Raw genomic sequence first — 18,468 nt, 5'->3', positions numbered from 1 at the left:
TACCTGAATCCTGTGGGAGCGAGCCTGCTCGCGAATGCAGGCAATGCGGTCTTACGCCTGGTGGCTGATCCGGCCGTCCACCAGGGTATAGCGCACCACGCCCGGCAGAGTGTGGCCTATGAACGGGCAGTTCTCGCCCTTGGACAGCCAGGTCTCACCGGCCACGGTCGAAGCCGCAGGATCGAACAGCACGATATCCGCCGCCCCACCCACCGCCAGTTTGCCGGCCGGCAGGCGCAACGCCTCGGCAGGGCCGGCGCTCAAACGTGCCAGCAACGTCGGCAAGTCCAACAAACCATCTTCCACCAGCGTCATCGCCAATGGCAGCAGCAATTCAACGCTGCTGATCCCAGGCTCGGTGGCACCGAATGGCGCCAGTTTAGCGTCTCGCTCGTGGGGTTGATGATGGCTGGAGATGGCCGAAACCACGCCCGATTTAACCGCTTCACGCAGACCGTCGCGGTCGGCGCGGGTACGCAGCGGCGGCTGGACGTGATACAGGCTGCTGAAGTCGATCAGGGCTTCGTCGGTGAGGATCAGCTGATACAGCGCCACGTCGGCCGTGACCTTCAAGCCACGGGCCTGTGCCTGGGCGATCAGGGCCACGCCGCGTGCGCTGGTGAGCTGGCTGAAGTGCGCGCGCACGCCGGTTTGTTCAACCAGCAGCAGATCCCGGGCCAGGGCCACGGTTTCGGCGGTTTCCGGAATGCCCGGCAGGCCGAGGAAGCTCGCGGTCGGGCCTTCATGGGCCAGACCGCCTTCAGCGAGGTCGTGATCCTGGGAGTTGAAAATCACCGTCAGGTCGAAGGTGGCCGCGTAGTCCAGCGCCCGGCACAGGGTACGGGTGTTGCGGAAACTCTCCAGGCCGTTGCCGAAGGCCACGCAACCGGCATCGCGCAGGGCGACCAGTTCGGCCAGCTGTTCGCCGTCCAGACCTTTGCTCAGCGCGCCGATCGGGAACACTTTGGTATTGCCGGCTTCGCGGGCGCGGTCGAGGATCAATTCGGCCACCGCCGAAGTATCCAGGACCGGTTTGGTTTTCGGCGGGCAGCACAGGCTGGTGATGCCACCGGCCGCGGCGGCACGGGTTTCGCTGGCGATCGAGCCTTTGCGGCTGTAGCCCGGTTCGCGCAGGGCGACGTTGAGGTCGACCAGGCCAGGGGCAGCCACCAGCCCTTTGGCGTCGAGGGTGTCGACGGCGACAAAGCCGGCGGGCGCGGCGCCGATGGCGACGATCTTGCAGGCTTCAATATGGATATCGGTGACTTGATCCAGGCCGCTGGCCGGATCGATGACGCGGGCGCCGAGGATGCTGAGCTTCACTGAAGGTTCTCCTGCTCGAATTGGCGCTGCGCAGTCTGCCCGCTCATGGCCATGGACAAAACGGCCATGCGAATCGCGATGCCGTAGGTCACCTGGTTGAGGATCACCGAGTGCGGGCCGTCGGCCACCGCCGACTCAATTTCCACGCCACGGTTGATCGGTCCCGGGTGCATGACGATGGCATCGGGCTTGGCGCCGGCCAGGCGCGCGGTGGTCAGGCCGAACAGGCGGTAGAACTCGCCTTCGCTGGGCAGCAGGCCGCCGGTCATGCGCTCACGCTGAAGACGCAGCATGATCACCACGTCGACGTCTTTCAGGCCTTCGGTCATGTCGGTGTAGACCTTCACGCCGTACTGCTCGATGCCGATCGGCAACAGGGTTTTCGGCGCGATGACGCGGATGTCCGGGCAACCCAGGGTTTTCAGCGCCAGCATGTTCGAGCGCGCCACCCGCGAATGCAGGATGTCGCCGACGATGGCCACCGAGAGGTTTTCGAAACCGCCCTTGTGCCGGCGGATGGTGAGCATGTCGAGCATGCCCTGGGTCGGGTGGGCGTGACGGCCGTCGCCGCCGTTGATGATCGCCACTTGCGGGCAAACGTGTTCGGCGATGAAGTGCGCGGCGCCGGAATCACCGTGACGCACGACGAACATATCGGCGGCCATGGCTTCCAGGTTGCGCAGGGTGTCGAGCAGGGTTTCGCCCTTGCTTGCCGACGATGTCGACACGTTCAGGGTGATCACGTCCGCCGACAGGCGCTGGGCCGCCAGTTCGAAGGTCGTGCGGGTGCGGGTGGAGTTCTCGAAGAACACGTTGCACACGGTTTTGCCGCGCAACAACGGGACCTTTTTGACTGCCCGGGCGCCGACTTCAAGGAAGGAGTCGGCGGTGTCGAGGATTTCCGTCAGCAACTCGCGGCGCAAACCGTCGAGCGAGAGGAAGTGGCGCAGCTGGCCCTGATCATTGAGCTGCAGCGGGCGCTTGGTTTCTAGAGGCGTCATCGCAAGGGGGACTCTCAATAGGGCGAATTAAAGGGCGAGGTCTTGCAGTTCGAGCGCAAGCTCCGGGCCGGACAGCTTCACCCGTTCGTGGGCCGCCAGAGACAGGGTCGCGCCCAGCACGTTCGGGCGGATCGGCAGCTCGCCGGCGTCCAGGTCCAGCAGGCACACCAGTGTCACGCTGGCCGGGCGGCCGTAGTCGAAGAGTTCGTTCATGGCGGCGCGAATGGTCCGGCCGCTCATCAACACGTCGTCGATCAGCACCAGGTGTTGGCCTTCGATTTCGAACGGCAGGGCTGAGGGACGCACTTGTGGGTGCAGGCCGTTCTGGCTGAAGTCGTCGCGGTAAAAGGAAACGTCGAGCGTGCCGAGGGGCTCATTGTTGCCCATCTCTTTGAGCAAGGCTTGGGCGACCCATACGCCGCCGGTACGAATACCGATGTAGCGCGGTTCGCTGATGCCGCGTTTGGCCAGGTAGGCTTCAAGCTGGATCGCCATCTGGCTGATCAGTTCGGCTGGATTTGGCAGGCTCATGATTGCTCCTTCTTGGGCCCGAGACGGGTGTCGCTTGAGAGGGCTCGGGTTGCAGCTATAAAGAGACGCTTGGCGGTTCTTCAGGATTAGTGACGTCAGGATTCGAACAGCGCGCTGTTTTCGTCGAGCCAGCCTTGCAGCAGCAAGGCGGCGGCGATGGCGTCGACCGGGTTGTCGCGGTAGCTGCCTTTCTGCCCGCCACGGGCCAGGCGTTCGCCCTTGGCTTCGAAAGTGGTCAGGCGCTCATCGTGGGTGTAGAAGGGCAGGTTGAAGCGGCCGTTCAGGCGGCGGGCGAATTTTTCCGCACGCACGCACATGTCGCTGGGCGTGCCATCCATGTTCAGCGGCAGGCCGACCACCACGGCATCGGGCTTCCATTCTTTGATCAGCGCTTCGACCTGATCCCAGTCGGGAATGCCGTTCTGCGCTTTCAAGGTGCACAGCTCGCGGGCCTGGCCGGTAATCACCTGGCCGACCGCGACGCCGATCTGTTTGGTGCCGTAGTCAAAACCCAGAATCAGGCGCAGGCCCATCAGGCGTGACCCGCCTGACTGGTGAGCAGGCTGAGGTTGACACCCAGGTGCTTGGCCGCCGCTTCCAGGCGCAGTTCGCTGCTGGTGTTGAACAGGATGTTGGCGTCGAACGGGCAGGTCAGCCAGGCGTTCTGGGCCAGTTCGGCTTCCAGCTGGCCGGCTTCCCAACCGGCGTAGCCGAGGGCAATCAGGCTTTTTGCCGGGCCGACGCCATCGGCGATGGCGAACAATACGTCCTGGGAGGTCGACAAGGACAAGTCACCTTCCAGATCAACGGTCGCCTGAAAGGTCTTGCCCGACGGATGCAGAACAAAGCCGCGATCGGTCTGAACCGGCCCGCCGATGAAGATCGGCACATGCTGGCAGAGGACCGGCGGTTCGATATTGGGGCGCAATTGCTCGAGGATATCGGCCAGGTTCAGGTCCTGCGGGCGGTTGACCACCAGCCCCATGGCACCATTGGCCGTGTGCTCGACGATGTAGGTCAAGGTGTGCGCAAAGTTCGGGTCGACCATGTGAGGCATGGCGATCAGGAAGTGATGCTTGAGGTAGCTGGGGCTGACGTTTTTCATGAGCGCTAGTGTGGCGTCGGAGGGGCAAACTGACAAGCTGGGGATGCCTCAATTTGGCAGTCGGCACAGATCAAATGTGGGAGCGGGCTTGCTCGCGAAGGCGTTGTGTCAGTCGACATCAAAGTTGAATGATCGACCGTATTCGCGAGCAGGCCCGCTCCCGCAGGGGATTTGCGGGGATCAATTGCTTGAGAGGCGATCCCCGCGTGCAAATTTCCAGGTGCGGATGATCTCCAGGCGGTCGATATCCGACAAATCCCCGGTAAAGGGTGCGAATGGCGCCGCCAGGCGCACGATGCGCTGCGCCGCCTGATCCAGCAGCGGTTGCCCGGAGGATTCCAGTACCAGCACCTCATACAGCGAGCCGTCACGGTTGATCGACACCATCAGGCGCAAGTTGCCGTAGATCTGTTTGCGCCGTGCTTCGTCGGGGTAATTCAGGTTGCCGATGCGCTCGACCTTCTTGCGCCATTCGTCTTTATACCAGGCGCCCTTGTCGCGCATGGTCGAAGCGGCGCTCAGGCGGTGGATGCGCGGGCGCTTGGCGTAGAGTTGCTGTTCATTGGCCAGCTCCGCTTCCAGGCTGGCGATGTCGCTCGATAGCTGTTCAGCATCGAACGTCGGCGCGGCCACTGCAGGTTTGGTGACGGGCTTGGGTTCTTCGGTTTTTGTGGCGGCTTTTTTCGGCTTCGGCGCGACGGTGGTCACGGCCGCCTTGGGCGCCGTTTCCTGCACTTCAGGCTTGGCTGCCGGTGGTGGCGTGACTTTCTGCACCTTGTTGTCCTGGAAAGGCGCGACCTCGGTGGTCTTGGGGATGGCCTTTTTATCCAGGGTGCCGCTGCCTTGCTGATTCTCTTGAGCAAGAAAATCGGCCTTTTCCGGCTTCTTTTCGCTTTTGAACGTGGCGAGGGTGATTTCCAGGGTTTTGCTGATTTGCTGGGGTTCGACCACCGTAAAACCGACGCCCAACAGCAACGCCAGGTGCACCAGCGCCGCCAGAAACAGGGTAAAACCGAGGCGATCGGCCGGGCGCACGCCGCTATGGGCGAGTTCGGGGGGCAGATCGGACGGGAGGGTCATGACAAGGAAACCAACATCGCGTTTTCACAGGCCGCGCATGATAACGCAATGTTGGTTTGGCTAATCAACGTGCCTTGAGCTTCTGATCGATGGCATCCATCAGCATTGCGCCGATATCGGTGCCGAACGCATTGTCGATCTCGCGGATGCAGGTCGGGCTGGTGACGTTGATTTCCGTCAGGTGCTCGCCGATCACGTCGAGGCCGACGAACAGCAGGCCTTTTTCCCGCAGCGTCGGACCGACTTGCGCGGCAATCCAGCGATCTTTCTCGGTCAGCGGACGTGCTTCGCCACGGCCGCCAGCGGCGAGGTTGCCACGGGTTTCGCCAGCGGCGGGAATACGCGCCAGGCAGTAGTCCACCGGTTCGCCATCGATCATCAGAATGCGTTTGTCGCCATCGACGATGGCCGGCAGGTAGCCCTGAATCATGATCTGCTGCTGACCATGCAGCGTCAGTGTTTCGAGAATCACCGACAGGTTCGGATGTCCCGCGGTGTGGCGGAAAATCGAGGAGCCACCCATGCCGTCCAGCGGCTTGAGGATCACGTCACCGTGATGGTCGGCGAATTCGCGCAGCACATCCGGACGGCGGCTGACGATGGTCGGCGGCGTGCACTGCGGGAACAGCGTGGCGAACAGTTTCTCGTTGCAGTCGCGCAGGCTCTGCGGCTTGTTGACCACCAGTACGCCGGCGTTTTCTGCCTGTTCCAGCAAATAGGTGGAATAGACGAACTCCATGTCGAACGGCGGATCCTTGCGCATCAGAATCACGTCCAGATCGCTCAGCAGCGCGTCGTTTTCGGTGCCCAGTTCGAACCATTTTTCCGGGTTGGCAAACACTTTCAGCGGGCGCATCCGCGCCCGGGCCTGGCCTTCGGCCTGGTACAGGTCGCGCTGTTCCATGTAGAACAGTTCCCAGCCACGCTTCTGCGCGGCCAGCAGCATGGCCAGCGAGCTATCCTTTTTATAGGAGATGCTGGCGATAGGGTCCATGACAATCCCGACGCGAACGCTCATTGGGTTTTCCTCGAAAAATGGCTACCGCAGTGGTATGAAAAAAGTGGCGTCAGAGTGGCGCTGCGTGGGTTTGCGGTCAAGGAAAAACCACCTCGAAGGTCGGCCGATAGATTGGCATTGGAGACTGTGCTAAAAAGGCTGCCATGTTGTGCTGGCCCTTGAGCATCAAGGGTTTGGGGCCCTCGACCCACTGCAAATGGACAAATAGATTCGTAAAGGCGACGGTAGAGCAATTATGGAACAGCAACCCAGCGCCTTGAAGGTCATGGTGATCGATGATTCGAAGACGATTCGCCGTACCGCCGAAACGCTGCTCAAGAACGTGGGGTGTGAGGTCATCACGGCCATCGACGGTTTCGATGCCCTGGCCAAGATTGCAGACAATCACCCCGGTATCATCTTCGTCGACATCATGATGCCGCGTCTGGATGGCTATCAGACCTGCGCTTTAATCAAGAACAACAGTGCGTTCAAGTCCACACCAGTGATTATGCTGTCGTCCAAGGACGGGCTGTTCGACAAGGCCAAGGGGCGCATCGTCGGCTCCGACCAGTTTTTGACCAAGCCTTTCAGCAAGGAAGAACTGCTGAACGCGATCCAGGCCCATGTTCCGGGCTTCGCCGCCGTTTTGCCGCAGTAAGACACCAGAAGTGATGCTCGGCCAACGGGCCTTGTGTCGACAAGAATGGGGAAGACCATGGCACGTATTCTGATCGTCGATGATTCGCCGACTGAAATGTACAAACTGACCGGCATGTTGGAAAAACACGGTCATGAAGTATTGAAAGCCGAAAACGGCGCCGACGGCGTGGCCCTGGCCCGCCTGGAAAAACCCGATGCGGTGCTGATGGACATCGTCATGCCCGGCCTCAACGGGTTCCAGGCAACCCGCCAGCTGACCAAAGATCCGGAAACCGGGCACATCCCGGTGATCATCATCACCACCAAGGATCAGGAAACCGACAAGGTCTGGGGCACGCGCCAGGGTGCCAAGGACTATCTGACCAAGCCAGTTGACGAAGAGACCTTGATCAGAACCCTGAACAACGTGCTGCCGGGTTGATTGTCCGGCCATGACCGAGTCGCTGACGGCCTTTGAGCTGCTGCTGCAGATCGACCAGCGCTGTCGTCTGCTGGCGGCGGACTTGCCTTCCCAGCCGGCCCGGCAGGACAGCTGGAGCGGCATCGGTTTTCGCCTGGGCGAGCACTGGTACGTCGCGCCCATGGGCGAAGTCAGTGAAGTGCTTCATGAGCCACGCTTTACCCAGGTGCCGGGCGTCAAGTCCTGGGTCAAGGGCGTGGCCAACCTGCGCGGGCGCTTGCTGCCGATCATGGATCTTGGTGGCTTCCTGGGCCATGAACTGTCGACAGCGCGCAGGCAGCGGCGGGTGTTGGTGGTGGAGCATCAAGAAGTGTTTGCCGGGCTGATGGTCGATGAAGTGTTCGGCCTCCAGCATTTCGCCCAGGACAGCCTGCAGCCTGTGCCGGCAGATGTCGTGCAGGGGCCGATGTCGGCATTTGTCGAAGGGTGCTTTCAGCGTGATCAGACATGGCGGGTGTTCAGCCCGTTTGCGCTGGCGAGGTCCCAAGGCTTCATGAACATCGCGCTGTAAACATGGACCCTTTGCGGGAGCGGGCTTGTTCGCGAATGCGAAGTGTCAGTCAACATCATTGCTGAATGACACCCCGCATTCGCGAGCAAGCCCGCTCCCACAGGGTTTTTCGGCAAGGTTTGAACGGTGTGGATTAACAGGCGAAGACCGATGATAAAAGCTAAAACAGGCAAGCCAATGGAAGGGTCGCGCAGTCGTTCGCAGATCATCGCGCTGTTTATCGCGCTGATCATCTTCATCATGCTGTTGTTCGCCAATTTCGCGTACCTCAACACCCAGGCCACATACGACAAACAGTACATCGGTCACGCCGGCGAGCTGCGCGTCTTGTCCCAGCGCATTGCCAAGAACGCCACCGAAGCCGCCGCCGGCAAGGCCGCGGCGTTCAAGCTGCTCAGCGATGCGCGCAATGATTTTGCCCAACGCTGGAGCTATCTGAAAAAAGGCGACCCATCCACCGGCCTGCCGCCGGCACCAGCGGTCGTGCGCCCGGAAATGCGCGCGGTGCAGATGGACTGGGAGCGCCTGCTGAAAAACACCGACGCCATTCTTTCCAGCGAGCAGACCGTGCTGTCGCTGCATCAAGTGGCCGCGACACTGGCCGAAACCGTGCCGCAGTTGCAGGTCGAATACGAGAAAGTGGTGGAGATCCTCCTGCAGCGGGGCGCACCGGCTGCCCAGGTGGCGATGGCCCAGCGTCAATCACTGCTGGCCGAACGCATTCTGGGCGCGGTGAACACGGTGCTGTCCGGCGACGAAAACTCGCAGCAGGCGGCCGACGTCTTCGGTCGCGATGCGGCGCGGTTCGGCCAGGTGCTCAACGGCATGCTCCAGGGCAATGTGGCGCTGCGGGTCAGCCAGGTCGAAGACCGTGATGCGCGGGCGCGCTTGATGGAGATTTCCGAGCTGTTCGAGTTCGTCTCCGGCTCGGTGGATGAAATCCTCGAAACCTCGCCGGAGCTGTTCAAGGTCCGCGAGTCGGCCACCAATATTTTCAGCCTGTCGCAGACCCTGCTTGACGAAGCCTCGCACCTGGCCGGAGGTTTCGAAAACCTTGCCAGCGGGCGCAACACCGACACCATTGGCGGCTATGTGCTGGGTCTGGCGGCATTGATGTCGATCATCCTCATCGGTCTGGTGATGGTCCGCGAAACCAACCGCCAGCTGCGGGAAACCGCCGAGAAGAACGAGCGCAACCAGAATGCAATCATGCGACTGCTCGACGAAATCGAAGACCTGGCCGACGGTGACCTGACCGTGACCGCCTCGGTGACCGAGGACTTCACCGGTACCATCGCCGATTCGATCAACTATTCCGTGGACCAGCTGCGCGATCTCGTGGCGACCATTAACCTGACGGCCGGCCAGGTCGCCGCCGCAGTGCAGGAAACCCAGGCCACCGCCATGCACCTGGCGCAGGCTTCGGAGCATCAGGCGCAGCAGATTTCCGAAGCCTCCACCGCGATCAACGACATGGCCGAATCCATCGATCAGGTGTCGGCCAATGCCGCCGAATCCTCGGCAGTGGCTGAGCGCTCGGTGGAAATCGCCAACAAGGGCAACGAGGTGGTGCACAACACCATCCACGGCATGGACAATATTCGCGAACAGATTCAGGACACTGCCAAGCGGATCAAGCGTCTTGGCGAGTCTTCCCAGGAAATCGGCGACATTGTCAGCCTGATCGATGACATTGCCGATCAGACCAACATTCTCGCGCTCAATGCGGCGATCCAGGCGTCCATGGCTGGGGATGCCGGGCGTGGTTTCGCGGTGGTCGCCGACGAGGTGCAACGGCTGGCGGAGCGCTCTTCGGCCGCCACCCGGCAGATCGAAACCCTGGTGCGGGCGATCCAGACCGACACCAACGAAGCGGTCATCTCCATGGAACAGACCACCACCGAAGTGGTGCGCGGCGCACGTCTGGCGCACGATGCGGGTGTGGCCCTGGAAGAAATCGAAGGGGTTTCCAAAACCCTGGCGGCGCTGATCCAGAGCATTTCCAACGCCGCACAGCAACAGACGTCGTCTGCCGGTCAGATTTCCCTGACGATGAACGTGATCCAGCAGATCACCACGCAGACCTCGTCCGGTTCCACCGCCACCGCCGAGAGCATCGGCAACCTGGCAAAAATGGCCAGCCAGCTGCGGCGGTCGGTGTCCGGTTTCACCTTGCCGGCCACCAAAACACAGGTGACCGACAAAGTTTGAACCGCCTGCGGGCGCATGCAATTTGACTGAAGTGGGTAGTGGAGTGGTTATGGGTGATCGGCACGACTATGTGGCCCTCGAATGGGTCAAAGGCGAGATTGCCGAAACGCTGAAGCAGGCTCATCACGCGATCGAAACCCTGCTTGATGATCCGCAGGCGACGCACGCCCTGAGCGATTGCCTGGCGTGCATCCATCAGGTTCACGGCAGTTTGCAGATGGTCGAATTCTACGGCGCAGCCCTGCTCGCCGAAGAAATGGAGCAATTGACCGCCGCCTTGCAACACAATCGCGTCAGTCATCGTGACGAAGCGCTGCACCTGATGCTGCAAGCCCTGGGGCAACTGCCGATCTACCTCGACCGGGTTCAAGGCGCCCGTCGCGACTTGCCGCTGGTGGTGCTGCCGTTGATCAACGACCTGCGCAGCGCCCGTGGTGAAAGCCTGTTGTCGGAAACCAGTCTGTTCAGCCCGCAGTGGCCGGACCTGCCACCCCTGGACGCCGAGTCCCTGGCGCTGCTGGAACCGGCGGAACTGCCGAATGTACTTCGCAAGTTGCGGCAGATGCTGCAAATGGCGCTGGTCGGATTGCTGCGCGAGCAGGATGACGACACCCACCTCGGGTATCTGGCCAAGGTGTTTTCACGCCTGGAAAGCTTGTGCGGCAATGCACCCTTGAGCCCGTTGTGGCAGGTCGCTTCGGCGCTGGTAGACGGCATGCGTGGCGGCGCGATCGCCAATAGCCCGGCCTTGCGCAGCCTGTTCAAGGACGCCGACAAAGAACTCAAGCGCCTGCTCGAACAGGGCATGCCCGCGATCAATCAACCGGCGCCGCCGGAGCTGCTCAAGAGTTTGCTGTTCTACATTGCCAAAGCCGAACACCCCATCGGGCAGATGCTGACCATGAAAGATCGTTACGGACTGGATGACGCGCTGCCTGACAGCGCGATGGTCGATGAAGAACGCGCGCGGCTGGCCGGTCCCGACCGCGACGCCATGCGCTCGGTATTGGCGGCGCTCTGTGAAGAGCTGGTGCGAGTCAAGGAGCGCCTGGACCTGTTCGTGCGCAGCGACCGGCAACACGCCTCGGACCTCGACAGTCTGTTGGCGCCGCTGCGGCAAATCGCCGACACCCTGGCGGTGCTGGGATTCGGCCAGCCGCGCAAGGTGATCATCGATCAACTGGCCGTGGTACTGAGCCTGGCCCAGGGCCAGCGCGCCCCCGATGACGCGATCCTCATGGACGTCGCCGGGGCCTTGCTCTACGTCGAAGCGACCCTGGCCGGTATGGTGGGCACCGTAGAGCCCGAAAGCCAGGAAGAAAGCCGACTGCCGACCACCGACCTGACGCAGATCCATCAGATCGTGATCAAAGAAGCGCGCATCTGCCTGCAAGAGGCCAAGGACATGATCGTCGATTACATCGACGCTGACTGGGACCGTCAGCATTTGCAGGCACTGCCGGCCTTGCTGACCCAGGTCCGTGGCGCCCTGGCGATGATCCCGTTGAGCCGTGCGGCGGGCCTGATCGAAACCTGCAATCACTTCATCCGCGAACACTTGATGATCGACCCTGGCCAGCCCGGCTGGCAGGAACTGGACAGCCTGGCCGACGTCATCGCCAGTCTTGAGTACTACCTCGAACGTCTCAACGACGACCCCGAAGCCCCCGGTGAACAGTTACTCGACATCGCGGAAAAAAGCCTGGCCTCCCTCGGCTTCTTTCCTAACGAAAAGACCAGCGAACAACAGGTGCCAGTGCTTGAGGATGTGCTGAGTCCGAGCGAAGCGCAGGTCATGCAACAAATGCAGGAACGGGATGCGCAGTCGGTCGTCCAGACTTTGGCCGATGTGCTGGCCAGCCCGGTATCCGCCCTCAACCCGCCCGCATTGACCACGCCGGGCAGCCTGTTGCCACCGCCCGCCGGTGAGGAACCGGTGGACGACGAACTGCGGGAAGTGTTCCTCGAAGAAACCGACGAGGTGCTGGAAATTCTTCGCGAGTACTTGCCGCGCTGGTCGGCCAACCCTGAGTACACCTCGGATTTGGGGGAGGTGCGTCGCGCTTTCCACACCCTCAAGGGCAGTGGCCGGATGGTCCGCGCGCTGGTGTTGGGTGAGCTGGCCTGGGCGGTGGAAAACCTGCTCAACCGCGTACTGGAACACAGCGTGGCGCCGGGTGCGGCGGTGCAGCAATTGCTGGGTGACGTACTGGCGCTGTTACCGGAACTGGTCACAGAATTTGCCGACAATGCCCAACGCCAGCGCAATGATGTCGATCAATTGGCCGCCCGTGCCCATGCCTTGGCCAAAGGTGATGAGCCGGCATCCGACGAAGACACGCAAGACGTCGCGGCGCTCGATCCATTGTTGCTGGAGATCTTCCGCAAAGAGGCCGAAACCCATTTGGCCAGCCTCAACCGCTTTCTCGATCAGGCCGCCGAACACCTGCCCTTGCAGGCCAGTGACGAGTTGCTTCGCGCCTTGCACACCCTCAAGGGCAGCGCCTCGATGGCCGGGGTCTTGCCGATTGTCGAACTCGCCGCACCGCTGGATCAACTGGCCCGGGAATACAAGGCCCACCTGATCGCCCTGGACCTGGACGAAGTTGACGTGCTGATGGAAGCCGAGGGCTTGTTCCGCCTTGGCTTGCGCCAGCTCAAGACCGATCCCCTGGCCGAAATTCCCAGCGCCCATGCGTTGATCGAGCAGGCCCGGGCGTTGCTGGCCGAGCGGCTGCAAGGCCTCTTGAATGCACCCAGCAGCGGTCCGCGGATCAAGCGTGATTCGCAGTTGATCAACAACTTCCTGTCCCAGGGCATGGACATCCTGCTGGACGCTGAAAGTCTGTTACAGCGCTGGCAGCAACACCCCGGCGAGCGCCAGGAGCTCAGCGCGCTGCTGGACGAATTGACCACCCTCGGCGAGGGCGCGCACCTGGCCGATCTGCATCCGGTGGACGAACTCTGCGAAGCCCTGCTCGACCTCTACGGTGCCGTAGAAGAAAGCAGCCTGGCCGTCAGCGAGACATTTTTCCACGAGGCGCAAAGTGCCCACGAAGCACTGATCAACATGCTCGACGAACTGGCCGCCGGCCAGGAAGTCAGCCCGCGCCCGGAGCGCATTCGTGCCCTGCACGGCTTGCTCGATCAGAGTCTTGATCCATCGGCCATGGGCCTGATCCGCAGCGACGGCAGCCGCACCCTGAGCATCCGCGACCTCGGTGAGGCCACCGCGGAACTTGAAAACACACCTTCCCCTGTGGGAGCGAGCCTGCTCGCGAAGGACGTTAACGATGACGCGTTGTCATTGGATAAACGCGGTGCCGGTGAGTCCATCGCGAGCAGACTCGCTCCTGCAATGGATCGCGCAGTCGAGCTCGATGATGAAATCGTGTCGATCTTCCTCGAAGAAGCCGTGGATATCCTCGACAGCGCCCATCAGGCCCTGCAACGCTGGTTAGGCGAGCCGCAGAACCCTTCACCGTTGTCGTCCCTGCAACGCGACTTGCACACCCTCAAGGGCGGTGCGCGGATGGCCGAGGTCGCGCCGGTCGGTGACTTGGCCCATGAGCTGGAAAGCCTGTACGAAGGTCTGGTCGATCGCCGCTACAGCTACAGCGAAGTGCTGGCGCAGTTGCTCCAGCACAGCCATGAGCGCTTGGCGCAAATGCTTGAGCAGCTGCAGCGCCATCAGCCGTTGGGCGATCCCGATGAACTGGTCGAAGCGATTCGCGCCTTTCGCCAGGGTCACGCGGGCCACACCGACGTGATCGCGCCAGAGGCCGGCAACGACACGACTCATCATGACAGCGAGTTGCTGGATATCTTCCTCGAGGAAGGCTTCGACATCATCGAGAGTTCCGGCGCGGCGCTGGTGCGATGGCAGGCCGAGCCTTCGAACCGCCAGGACGTGGAAACCCTGCTGCGCGACCTGCACACCCTCAAGGGTGGTGCGCGCATGGTGGAAATCACCCCGATCGGCGATCTGGCCCATGAGCTGGAATTCCTCTACGAAGGTTTATCCACCGGCGTACTGAAACCCACGGCCACGTTGTTTGAATTGTTGCAACGCAGCCATGACCGGCTGGCGCAAATGCTCGACGCGGCCCGTGCGGGGGAACCGTTGCCGCCGGCGGACCGATTGCTTGATGCGATCAGGAATTTCAGCCATCCGGCGGTCCCTGAAATCCCGGCACCGGTCGCGCTGCCTGCTGCGATAAAAGCCGAGACGCCGCTGCTGCAACAGGACGCCGGTGCGGACATGGTCAAGGTCTCGGCGGAACTGCTCGACGACCTGGTCAACCTGGCGGGCGAAACGTCGATCTTCCGCGGCCGGATCGAACAGCAAGTCAGCGATGCCCAAACAGCCTTGAACGAAATGGAAACCACCATCGAGCGTATGCGCGATCAGTTGCGTCGCCTCGACACGGAAACCCAGGGCCGGATCCTCAGCCGCCAGCAAGTCGACGCCGAACGCCTGGGTTACGAAGAATTCGACCCGTTGGAGATGGATCGGCACTCGCAGTTGCAGCAACTGTCCCGTGCCCTGTTCGAATCCGCCTCCGACTTGCTTGATCTCAAGGAAACCCTCGAGCGGCGCAACCAGGATGCGGAAAACCTGCTGCAGCAACAGGGGCGCATCAACACTGAGTTGCAGGAAGGCCTGATGCGAACGCGCATGGTGCCCTTCGAAAGGATGTTGCCGCGCTTGAAGCGCATTGTTCGCCAGGTGTCCGAGGAGTTGGGCAAAGACGTCGAGTTCATCGTCGGCAACGCCGAAGGCGAAATGGATCGCAACGTGCTCGAACGCATGGCGGCACCGCTGGAGCACATGCTGCGCAACGCCGTGGACCATGGTCTGGAGTCCGCCGAGGCGCGTATCGCGGCGGGTAAACCGGCGCAGGGGCGCATCACCCTTGATCTGTCGCGCGAAGGCGGCGACATCATTTTCGACATCCGCGATGACGGTGCCGGCGTGCCGCTGGACGCGGTGCGACGCAAGGCCATCAAGCGTGGCTTGCTCGATCCGGGCACTGAAATCAGCGACCGCGACGTGTTGCAGTTCATCCTGCAGCCTGGGTTTTCCACCGCCGAGAAAATCACCCAGATTTCCGGGCGTGGCGTGGGCATGGACGTGGTCCACGAAGAGGTACGGCAACTGGGCGGCACCATGAGCATCGACTCTGTGGCCGGGCAGGGCGTGCATTTCCGCATCCGCCTGCCGTTTACCGTGTCGGTCAACCGGGCATTGATGGTGCAATGTGGCGAGGATCAATACGCGATCCCGCTGAACACCATCGACGGCATCGTCCGCGTGTTGCCCAACGAGCTCGAAGGGCATTTTCGCCTCGATCCGCCGACCTATGAATACGCCGGGCAACGCTATGAGCTGTGCTATCTGGGCGAGCTGCTGAAAACCAGCCCCCGGCCAAAACTGTTGGGGCAAAGCCTGCCGTTGCCGGTGCTGCTGGTGCAATGCAACGAGCGTCATGTCGCGGTGCAGGTGGACGCCATGGCCGGCACCCGCGAGATCGTGGTCAAGAGTCTCGGCCCGCAGTTCGCGGCGGTGCAGGGCGTCTCCGGGGCAACGATTCTGGGGGATGGCCGGGTGGTGCTGATTCTGGATTTGCTGGCGCCGATTCGCGCCCTGCAAGCCCATGTGCCGCAGCGCCCGGCGAGTCACGAGGCCGAGGTCGAACCACAGCGGCCGTTGCTGGTGATGGTGGTCGATGACTCGGTCACGGTGCGCAAGGTCACCAGCCGTCTGCTCGAACGCCACGGCATGAATGTGCTGACGGCCAAGGACGGCGTCGACGCTATGCTGCTGCTCGAAGAGCACATGCCGGACATCATGCTGCTGGACATCGAAATGCCACGCATGGACGGCTTCGAAGTGGCGACACAAGTGCGCAACGACGAACGTCTGCGGCACCTGCCGATCATCATGATCACCTCCCGCACCGGCCAGAAACACCGCGACCGGGCCATGGCCATCGGCGTCAACGACTACCTCGGCAAGCCGTACCAGGAATCGGTACTGCTCGAAAGCATTGCCCTGTGGAGCAAAACCCATGCTTGAGCAGCGTATCAACCAGCGCAGCATCAACCTCACCGGCCTGCTGCTGCCCCTGGCCGACCGCAACCTGATCCTGCCCAACGTCGCCGTCGCCGAGCTGATCGACTACCAGCCCGCGGCGTTCGACCTCGATACACCGCCGTGGTACCTGGGGCGCGTCACCTGGCGCAACCGGCAGATTCCCTTGCTCAGTTTCGAATCGGCGTGCGGCAATAAAATCGTCATCGGCGAGCGCGCGCGAATCATCATCCTCAATGCGCTGGGAGGTCGTCCCGACCTGAAATTCATTGCGATGCTGGTGCAGGGGATACCACGTTCCTACAAGCTCGACAGCCAGTTGAGCTATGTGGATGTGCCGTTGTGCTCGCTGGAAAAAGCGGCGGTGCAGGTGGCAGATCAGGTGGCCAAGGTGCCGGATTTGATAGCGCTGGAGGAGTTGTTGGTGAATGCCGGGCTAGTCTGACGGGCCCCTTCGCGAGCAGGCTCGCTCCCACAGGGGAATGTATTTCAAATGTGGGAGCGAGCCTGCTCGCGAAGGCGGCCTGAAATTCACCAGAGACCTGCCTGCTAAACCTTGGCCTCAGCCAACACCTCATGCTGATCCAGCGCCCGCTCCACCAATAAATGCACCCCATCGGCCATTCTGCTGAGCGCCAAGGCCACCGAGCGCCGCGAACCTTCCACATCGTCCGCCAGATCGGCCGCAATGGCACTGATGGACAGCAGATCTTCGGAGGCGTTGGCCAGAAGCGCTTCGGTACCGATCTCGGGAGAAACGGTGAAGAGCTGGAATTTTTGGCGCTTGGCCGGTTTTTCGTCGGGAGGCGGGAAGTAGTGGGAGAAGGCGCGGTCGGCGGCTTCCTTGAGTTTCTCGGCTTCGAGGGGATCGGTGTCGGATTCTGGGGGATTGGGAGTAACTTTGAACATAGAGCACCTTCATTTTTGATGAGTGTTAGCTGCTCCACTCGATTTCCAGGCGAGGGGTGGCAGCTGTACGCAGGCTGGAAATCCGGGGCAAATGAAGGCAAACCCGGCAGACCCGAAGGTCTCCCGCGCACAGCCGCCATAACGGAGTGCACGCATCAAAGGTGCGAAAGCATACGTTATGAAAGGCGGTCTTGCTTCATCTACTCCTCGGGTTTCCAGTCCCGGTCGCTGAATTTGCAGCGACACCCACAACAATAAAGATCACCGCAAAACCCCACCAGTCAGCGGGCTCCGGCATTGTTGTAGGTCGCGACGTCAGATTGCGTAGCCTCACACCGTCCCTACGGACAAGCTTTTAAACAAAAATCTCAAGTTGAAGATTCCCAAAAAGGGACCTATCGTTCCCTTTTTGGGACTGATAGGTCGTTGCCGTGAATAAACTATCGCTGAGTGAAGCCTTGTTCACCGCCACCCAGCAAAAGGTGCTGGGCCTTTTGTTCGGTAAACCCGACCGAAGCTTTTACGCCAACGAAATTGCCCGCTGGGCCCAAGTAGGCAAAGGCAGCCTCATGCGCGAACTGGATCGTCTGCAACGGGCGGGGATTCTGATCATGACTCGGCTGGGTAATCAGACCCACTATCAGGCCAATCCCGACTGTCCGATATATGCCGAACTGTTGGGGATCACCCGCAAAACCTTCGGTATCGCCGAACCTTTAATCGACGCACTGCAACCCTTCGCCGAACAACTCGCATGGGCATTTGTCTACGGGTCCATTGCCAAGAATCAGGCGAACGCATCCAGTGACATTGACCTCATGCTGATCGGTGAAGGTCTGCACTACAGTGAAGTGATGGAGCGGCTACTGCCTCTGGAAGAGCACCTGAGCCGCACCCTCAACCCGACGCTCTACACCCCCGAAGACTGGGCCGCAAAACTGGCGGCCGAAAACAGCTTCGTCATGCGGGTAGCGCAGCAGGACAAGATCAACCTGATGGGTGAAAACCCTTTGGAGTCCAAGGATGGGCAGCAACGAGAATCTGGAGAACCTGCTACGTAGTGATGGACTGAAGGCCGAGCCGCCGGATCGCAAGGAGTGCGAAGGCTTGATGCGTTCGGCAATGGATCGACTCAAGGATGCGCAAACCCAATCACTTTCCTTCGCGAGCCGATTCGATCTGGCTTACAACGCTGCCCATGATATTGCGCTGACTGCTTTACGCTTGAGTGGTTTTCGCTCGGACAAGCGCTATCTGGTATTCCAGTGCCTGGTCCATACCGCCGACGTCAGCAAAGTACAGGTTCGATTGTTCGCCCTCTGCCATGAGCGGCGAAACCTGGCGGAGTACGAAGGGTATATGGATGAAGATGAGGCGTTGTTGGCGCAGTTGCTGGAAAGCGCTGCGCAGCTTCAGATTCGAGTTCAGGAACTGATGGGCGAGTTGTGATATTCCATGATGGCTCAAATTCTCGGAGCCTTTTCTGGCCTCTTCGCGAGCAGGCTCGCTCCCACAGGTTTTGTGTACACCGCCGATCCACTGTGAGAGCGAGCCTGCTCGCGAAGGCGTCAGTCCGGACAACC

At 61.3% G+C, this 18,468-nt stretch carries 16 protein-coding genes; 8 read left to right on the top strand and 8 right to left on the bottom strand.

Annotated features, from left to right (window positions below):
- Positions 1 to 51: 51 nt before the first annotated feature.
- The 7 genes from AC07ZE_RS28045 to gshB form a co-directional block, all read right to left on the bottom strand.
- Positions 52 to 1,323, bottom strand: a complete 1,272-nt coding sequence (locus AC07ZE_RS28045; RefSeq protein ID WP_207267602.1) for a dihydroorotase — start codon at positions 1,321 to 1,323, stop codon at positions 52 to 54.
- Positions 1,320 to 2,324, bottom strand: a complete 1,005-nt coding sequence (locus AC07ZE_RS28040; RefSeq protein ID WP_095196372.1) for an aspartate carbamoyltransferase catalytic subunit — start codon at positions 2,322 to 2,324, stop codon at positions 1,320 to 1,322. Before AC07ZE_RS28040 ends, AC07ZE_RS28045 begins: the two co-directional genes overlap by 4 nt.
- Positions 2,325 to 2,351: 27 nt before the next feature.
- Positions 2,352 to 2,855 (bottom strand): bifunctional pyr operon transcriptional regulator/uracil phosphoribosyltransferase PyrR, encoded by a 504-nt coding sequence (pyrR, locus tag AC07ZE_RS28035; RefSeq protein ID WP_207267601.1) that lies wholly within the window; start codon positions 2,853 to 2,855, stop codon positions 2,352 to 2,354.
- Positions 2,856 to 2,950: 95 nt separating this feature from the next.
- A complete protein-coding gene (gene ruvX, locus AC07ZE_RS28030) occupies positions 2,951 to 3,388 on the bottom strand; it encodes a Holliday junction resolvase RuvX (RefSeq protein ID WP_207267600.1) in 438 nt (145 codons plus the stop codon).
- On the bottom strand, positions 3,388 to 3,960 hold the full coding sequence (locus tag AC07ZE_RS28025; RefSeq protein WP_207267599.1) for a YqgE/AlgH family protein: 573 nt from the start codon (positions 3,958 to 3,960) through the stop codon (positions 3,388 to 3,390). Before AC07ZE_RS28025 ends, ruvX begins: the two co-directional genes overlap by 1 nt.
- A 180-nt stretch (positions 3,961 to 4,140) precedes the next feature.
- Positions 4,141 to 5,040: an energy transducer TonB gene (locus AC07ZE_RS28020; RefSeq protein WP_207267598.1), complete on the bottom strand. Its 900-nt coding sequence runs from the start codon at positions 5,038 to 5,040 to the stop codon at positions 4,141 to 4,143.
- 64 nt (positions 5,041 to 5,104) lie between these two features.
- On the bottom strand, positions 5,105 to 6,058 hold the full coding sequence (gene gshB, locus AC07ZE_RS28015) for a glutathione synthase (protein WP_207267597.1): 954 nt from the start codon (positions 6,056 to 6,058) through the stop codon (positions 5,105 to 5,107).
- A gap of 235 nt (positions 6,059 to 6,293) precedes the next feature.
- Here gshB and pilG point away from each other — a divergent pair, with 235 nt between their 5' ends.
- From pilG to AC07ZE_RS27985, 6 genes are all read left to right on the top strand, one after another.
- Complete coding sequence (gene pilG / locus AC07ZE_RS28010) at positions 6,294 to 6,698, top strand: twitching motility response regulator PilG (RefSeq protein ID WP_046053663.1); 405 nt, start codon at positions 6,294 to 6,296, stop codon at positions 6,696 to 6,698.
- Between the two features lie 57 nt (positions 6,699 to 6,755).
- Complete coding sequence (gene pilH / locus AC07ZE_RS28005; protein ID WP_095196378.1) at positions 6,756 to 7,121, top strand: twitching motility response regulator PilH; 366 nt, start codon at positions 6,756 to 6,758, stop codon at positions 7,119 to 7,121.
- 10 nt (positions 7,122 to 7,131) lie between these two features.
- Positions 7,132 to 7,671 (top strand): chemotaxis protein CheW, encoded by a 540-nt coding sequence (locus tag AC07ZE_RS28000; protein WP_207267596.1) that lies wholly within the window; start codon positions 7,132 to 7,134, stop codon positions 7,669 to 7,671.
- 150 nt (positions 7,672 to 7,821) lie between these two features.
- A complete protein-coding gene (locus AC07ZE_RS27995; protein ID WP_207267595.1) occupies positions 7,822 to 9,882 on the top strand; it encodes a methyl-accepting chemotaxis protein in 2,061 nt (686 codons plus the stop codon).
- Positions 9,883 to 9,931: 49 nt separating this feature from the next.
- Positions 9,932 to 15,961, top strand: a complete 6,030-nt coding sequence (locus AC07ZE_RS27990; RefSeq protein WP_207267594.1) for an Hpt domain-containing protein — start codon at positions 9,932 to 9,934, stop codon at positions 15,959 to 15,961.
- Positions 15,954 to 16,421: a chemotaxis protein CheW gene (locus tag AC07ZE_RS27985; RefSeq protein ID WP_095196382.1), complete on the top strand. Its 468-nt coding sequence runs from the start codon at positions 15,954 to 15,956 to the stop codon at positions 16,419 to 16,421. Before AC07ZE_RS27990 ends, AC07ZE_RS27985 begins: the two co-directional genes overlap by 8 nt.
- Before the next feature lie 104 nt (positions 16,422 to 16,525).
- On the opposite strand, the gene AC07ZE_RS27980 is transcribed toward AC07ZE_RS27985, so the two are convergent.
- Positions 16,526 to 16,885: a DUF6124 family protein gene (locus tag AC07ZE_RS27980; RefSeq protein WP_207267593.1), complete on the bottom strand. Its 360-nt coding sequence runs from the start codon at positions 16,883 to 16,885 to the stop codon at positions 16,526 to 16,528.
- 431 nt (positions 16,886 to 17,316) lie between these two features.
- Here AC07ZE_RS27980 and AC07ZE_RS27975 point away from each other — a divergent pair, with 431 nt between their 5' ends.
- Together AC07ZE_RS27975 and AC07ZE_RS27970 are read left to right on the top strand one after the other, a co-directional pair.
- Positions 17,317 to 17,946 carry a transcriptional regulator gene (locus AC07ZE_RS27975; RefSeq protein WP_207267592.1) on the top strand — a complete coding sequence of 210 codons (630 nt, stop codon included), beginning with the start codon at positions 17,317 to 17,319 and terminating at the stop codon, positions 17,944 to 17,946.
- Positions 17,909 to 18,334, top strand: coding sequence for a hypothetical protein (locus AC07ZE_RS27970; protein WP_207267591.1), 426 nt, complete (start codon positions 17,909 to 17,911; stop codon positions 18,332 to 18,334). The genes AC07ZE_RS27975 and AC07ZE_RS27970 overlap by 38 nt, the downstream gene beginning before the upstream one ends.
- Positions 18,335 to 18,468 lie beyond the last annotated feature (134 nt).

The organism is Pseudomonas sp. GW101-3H06, assembly GCF_059424605.1.
This window is presented reverse-complemented; position numbering and strand designations above follow the sequence as displayed.

Coding starts and splice junctions, on each gene's coding strand:
- AC07ZE_RS28040 (WP_095196372.1), bottom strand. CDS start 2,324: ATGACGCCTCTAGAAACCAAGCGCCCGCTGCAGCTCAATGATCAGGGC.
- pyrR (WP_207267601.1), bottom strand. CDS start 2,855: ATGAGCCTGCCAAATCCAGCCGAACTGATCAGCCAGATGGCGATCCAG.
- ruvX (WP_207267600.1), bottom strand. CDS start 3,388: ATGGGCCTGCGCCTGATTCTGGGTTTTGACTACGGCACCAAACAGATC.
- AC07ZE_RS28025 (WP_207267599.1), bottom strand. CDS start 3,960: ATGAAAAACGTCAGCCCCAGCTACCTCAAGCATCACTTCCTGATCGCC.
- AC07ZE_RS28020 (WP_207267598.1), bottom strand. CDS start 5,040: ATGACCCTCCCGTCCGATCTGCCCCCCGAACTCGCCCATAGCGGCGTG.
- gshB (WP_207267597.1), bottom strand. CDS start 6,058: ATGAGCGTTCGCGTCGGGATTGTCATGGACCCTATCGCCAGCATCTCC.
- pilG (WP_046053663.1), top strand. CDS start 6,294: ATGGAACAGCAACCCAGCGCCTTGAAGGTCATGGTGATCGATGATTCG.
- pilH (WP_095196378.1), top strand. CDS start 6,756: ATGGCACGTATTCTGATCGTCGATGATTCGCCGACTGAAATGTACAAA.
- AC07ZE_RS28000 (WP_207267596.1), top strand. CDS start 7,132: ATGACCGAGTCGCTGACGGCCTTTGAGCTGCTGCTGCAGATCGACCAG.
- AC07ZE_RS27995 (WP_207267595.1), top strand. CDS start 7,822: ATGATAAAAGCTAAAACAGGCAAGCCAATGGAAGGGTCGCGCAGTCGT.
- AC07ZE_RS27990 (WP_207267594.1), top strand. CDS start 9,932: ATGGGTGATCGGCACGACTATGTGGCCCTCGAATGGGTCAAAGGCGAG.
- AC07ZE_RS27985 (WP_095196382.1), top strand. CDS start 15,954: ATGCTTGAGCAGCGTATCAACCAGCGCAGCATCAACCTCACCGGCCTG.
- AC07ZE_RS27980 (WP_207267593.1), bottom strand. CDS start 16,885: ATGTTCAAAGTTACTCCCAATCCCCCAGAATCCGACACCGATCCCCTC.
- AC07ZE_RS27970 (WP_207267591.1), top strand. CDS start 17,909: ATGGGCAGCAACGAGAATCTGGAGAACCTGCTACGTAGTGATGGACTG.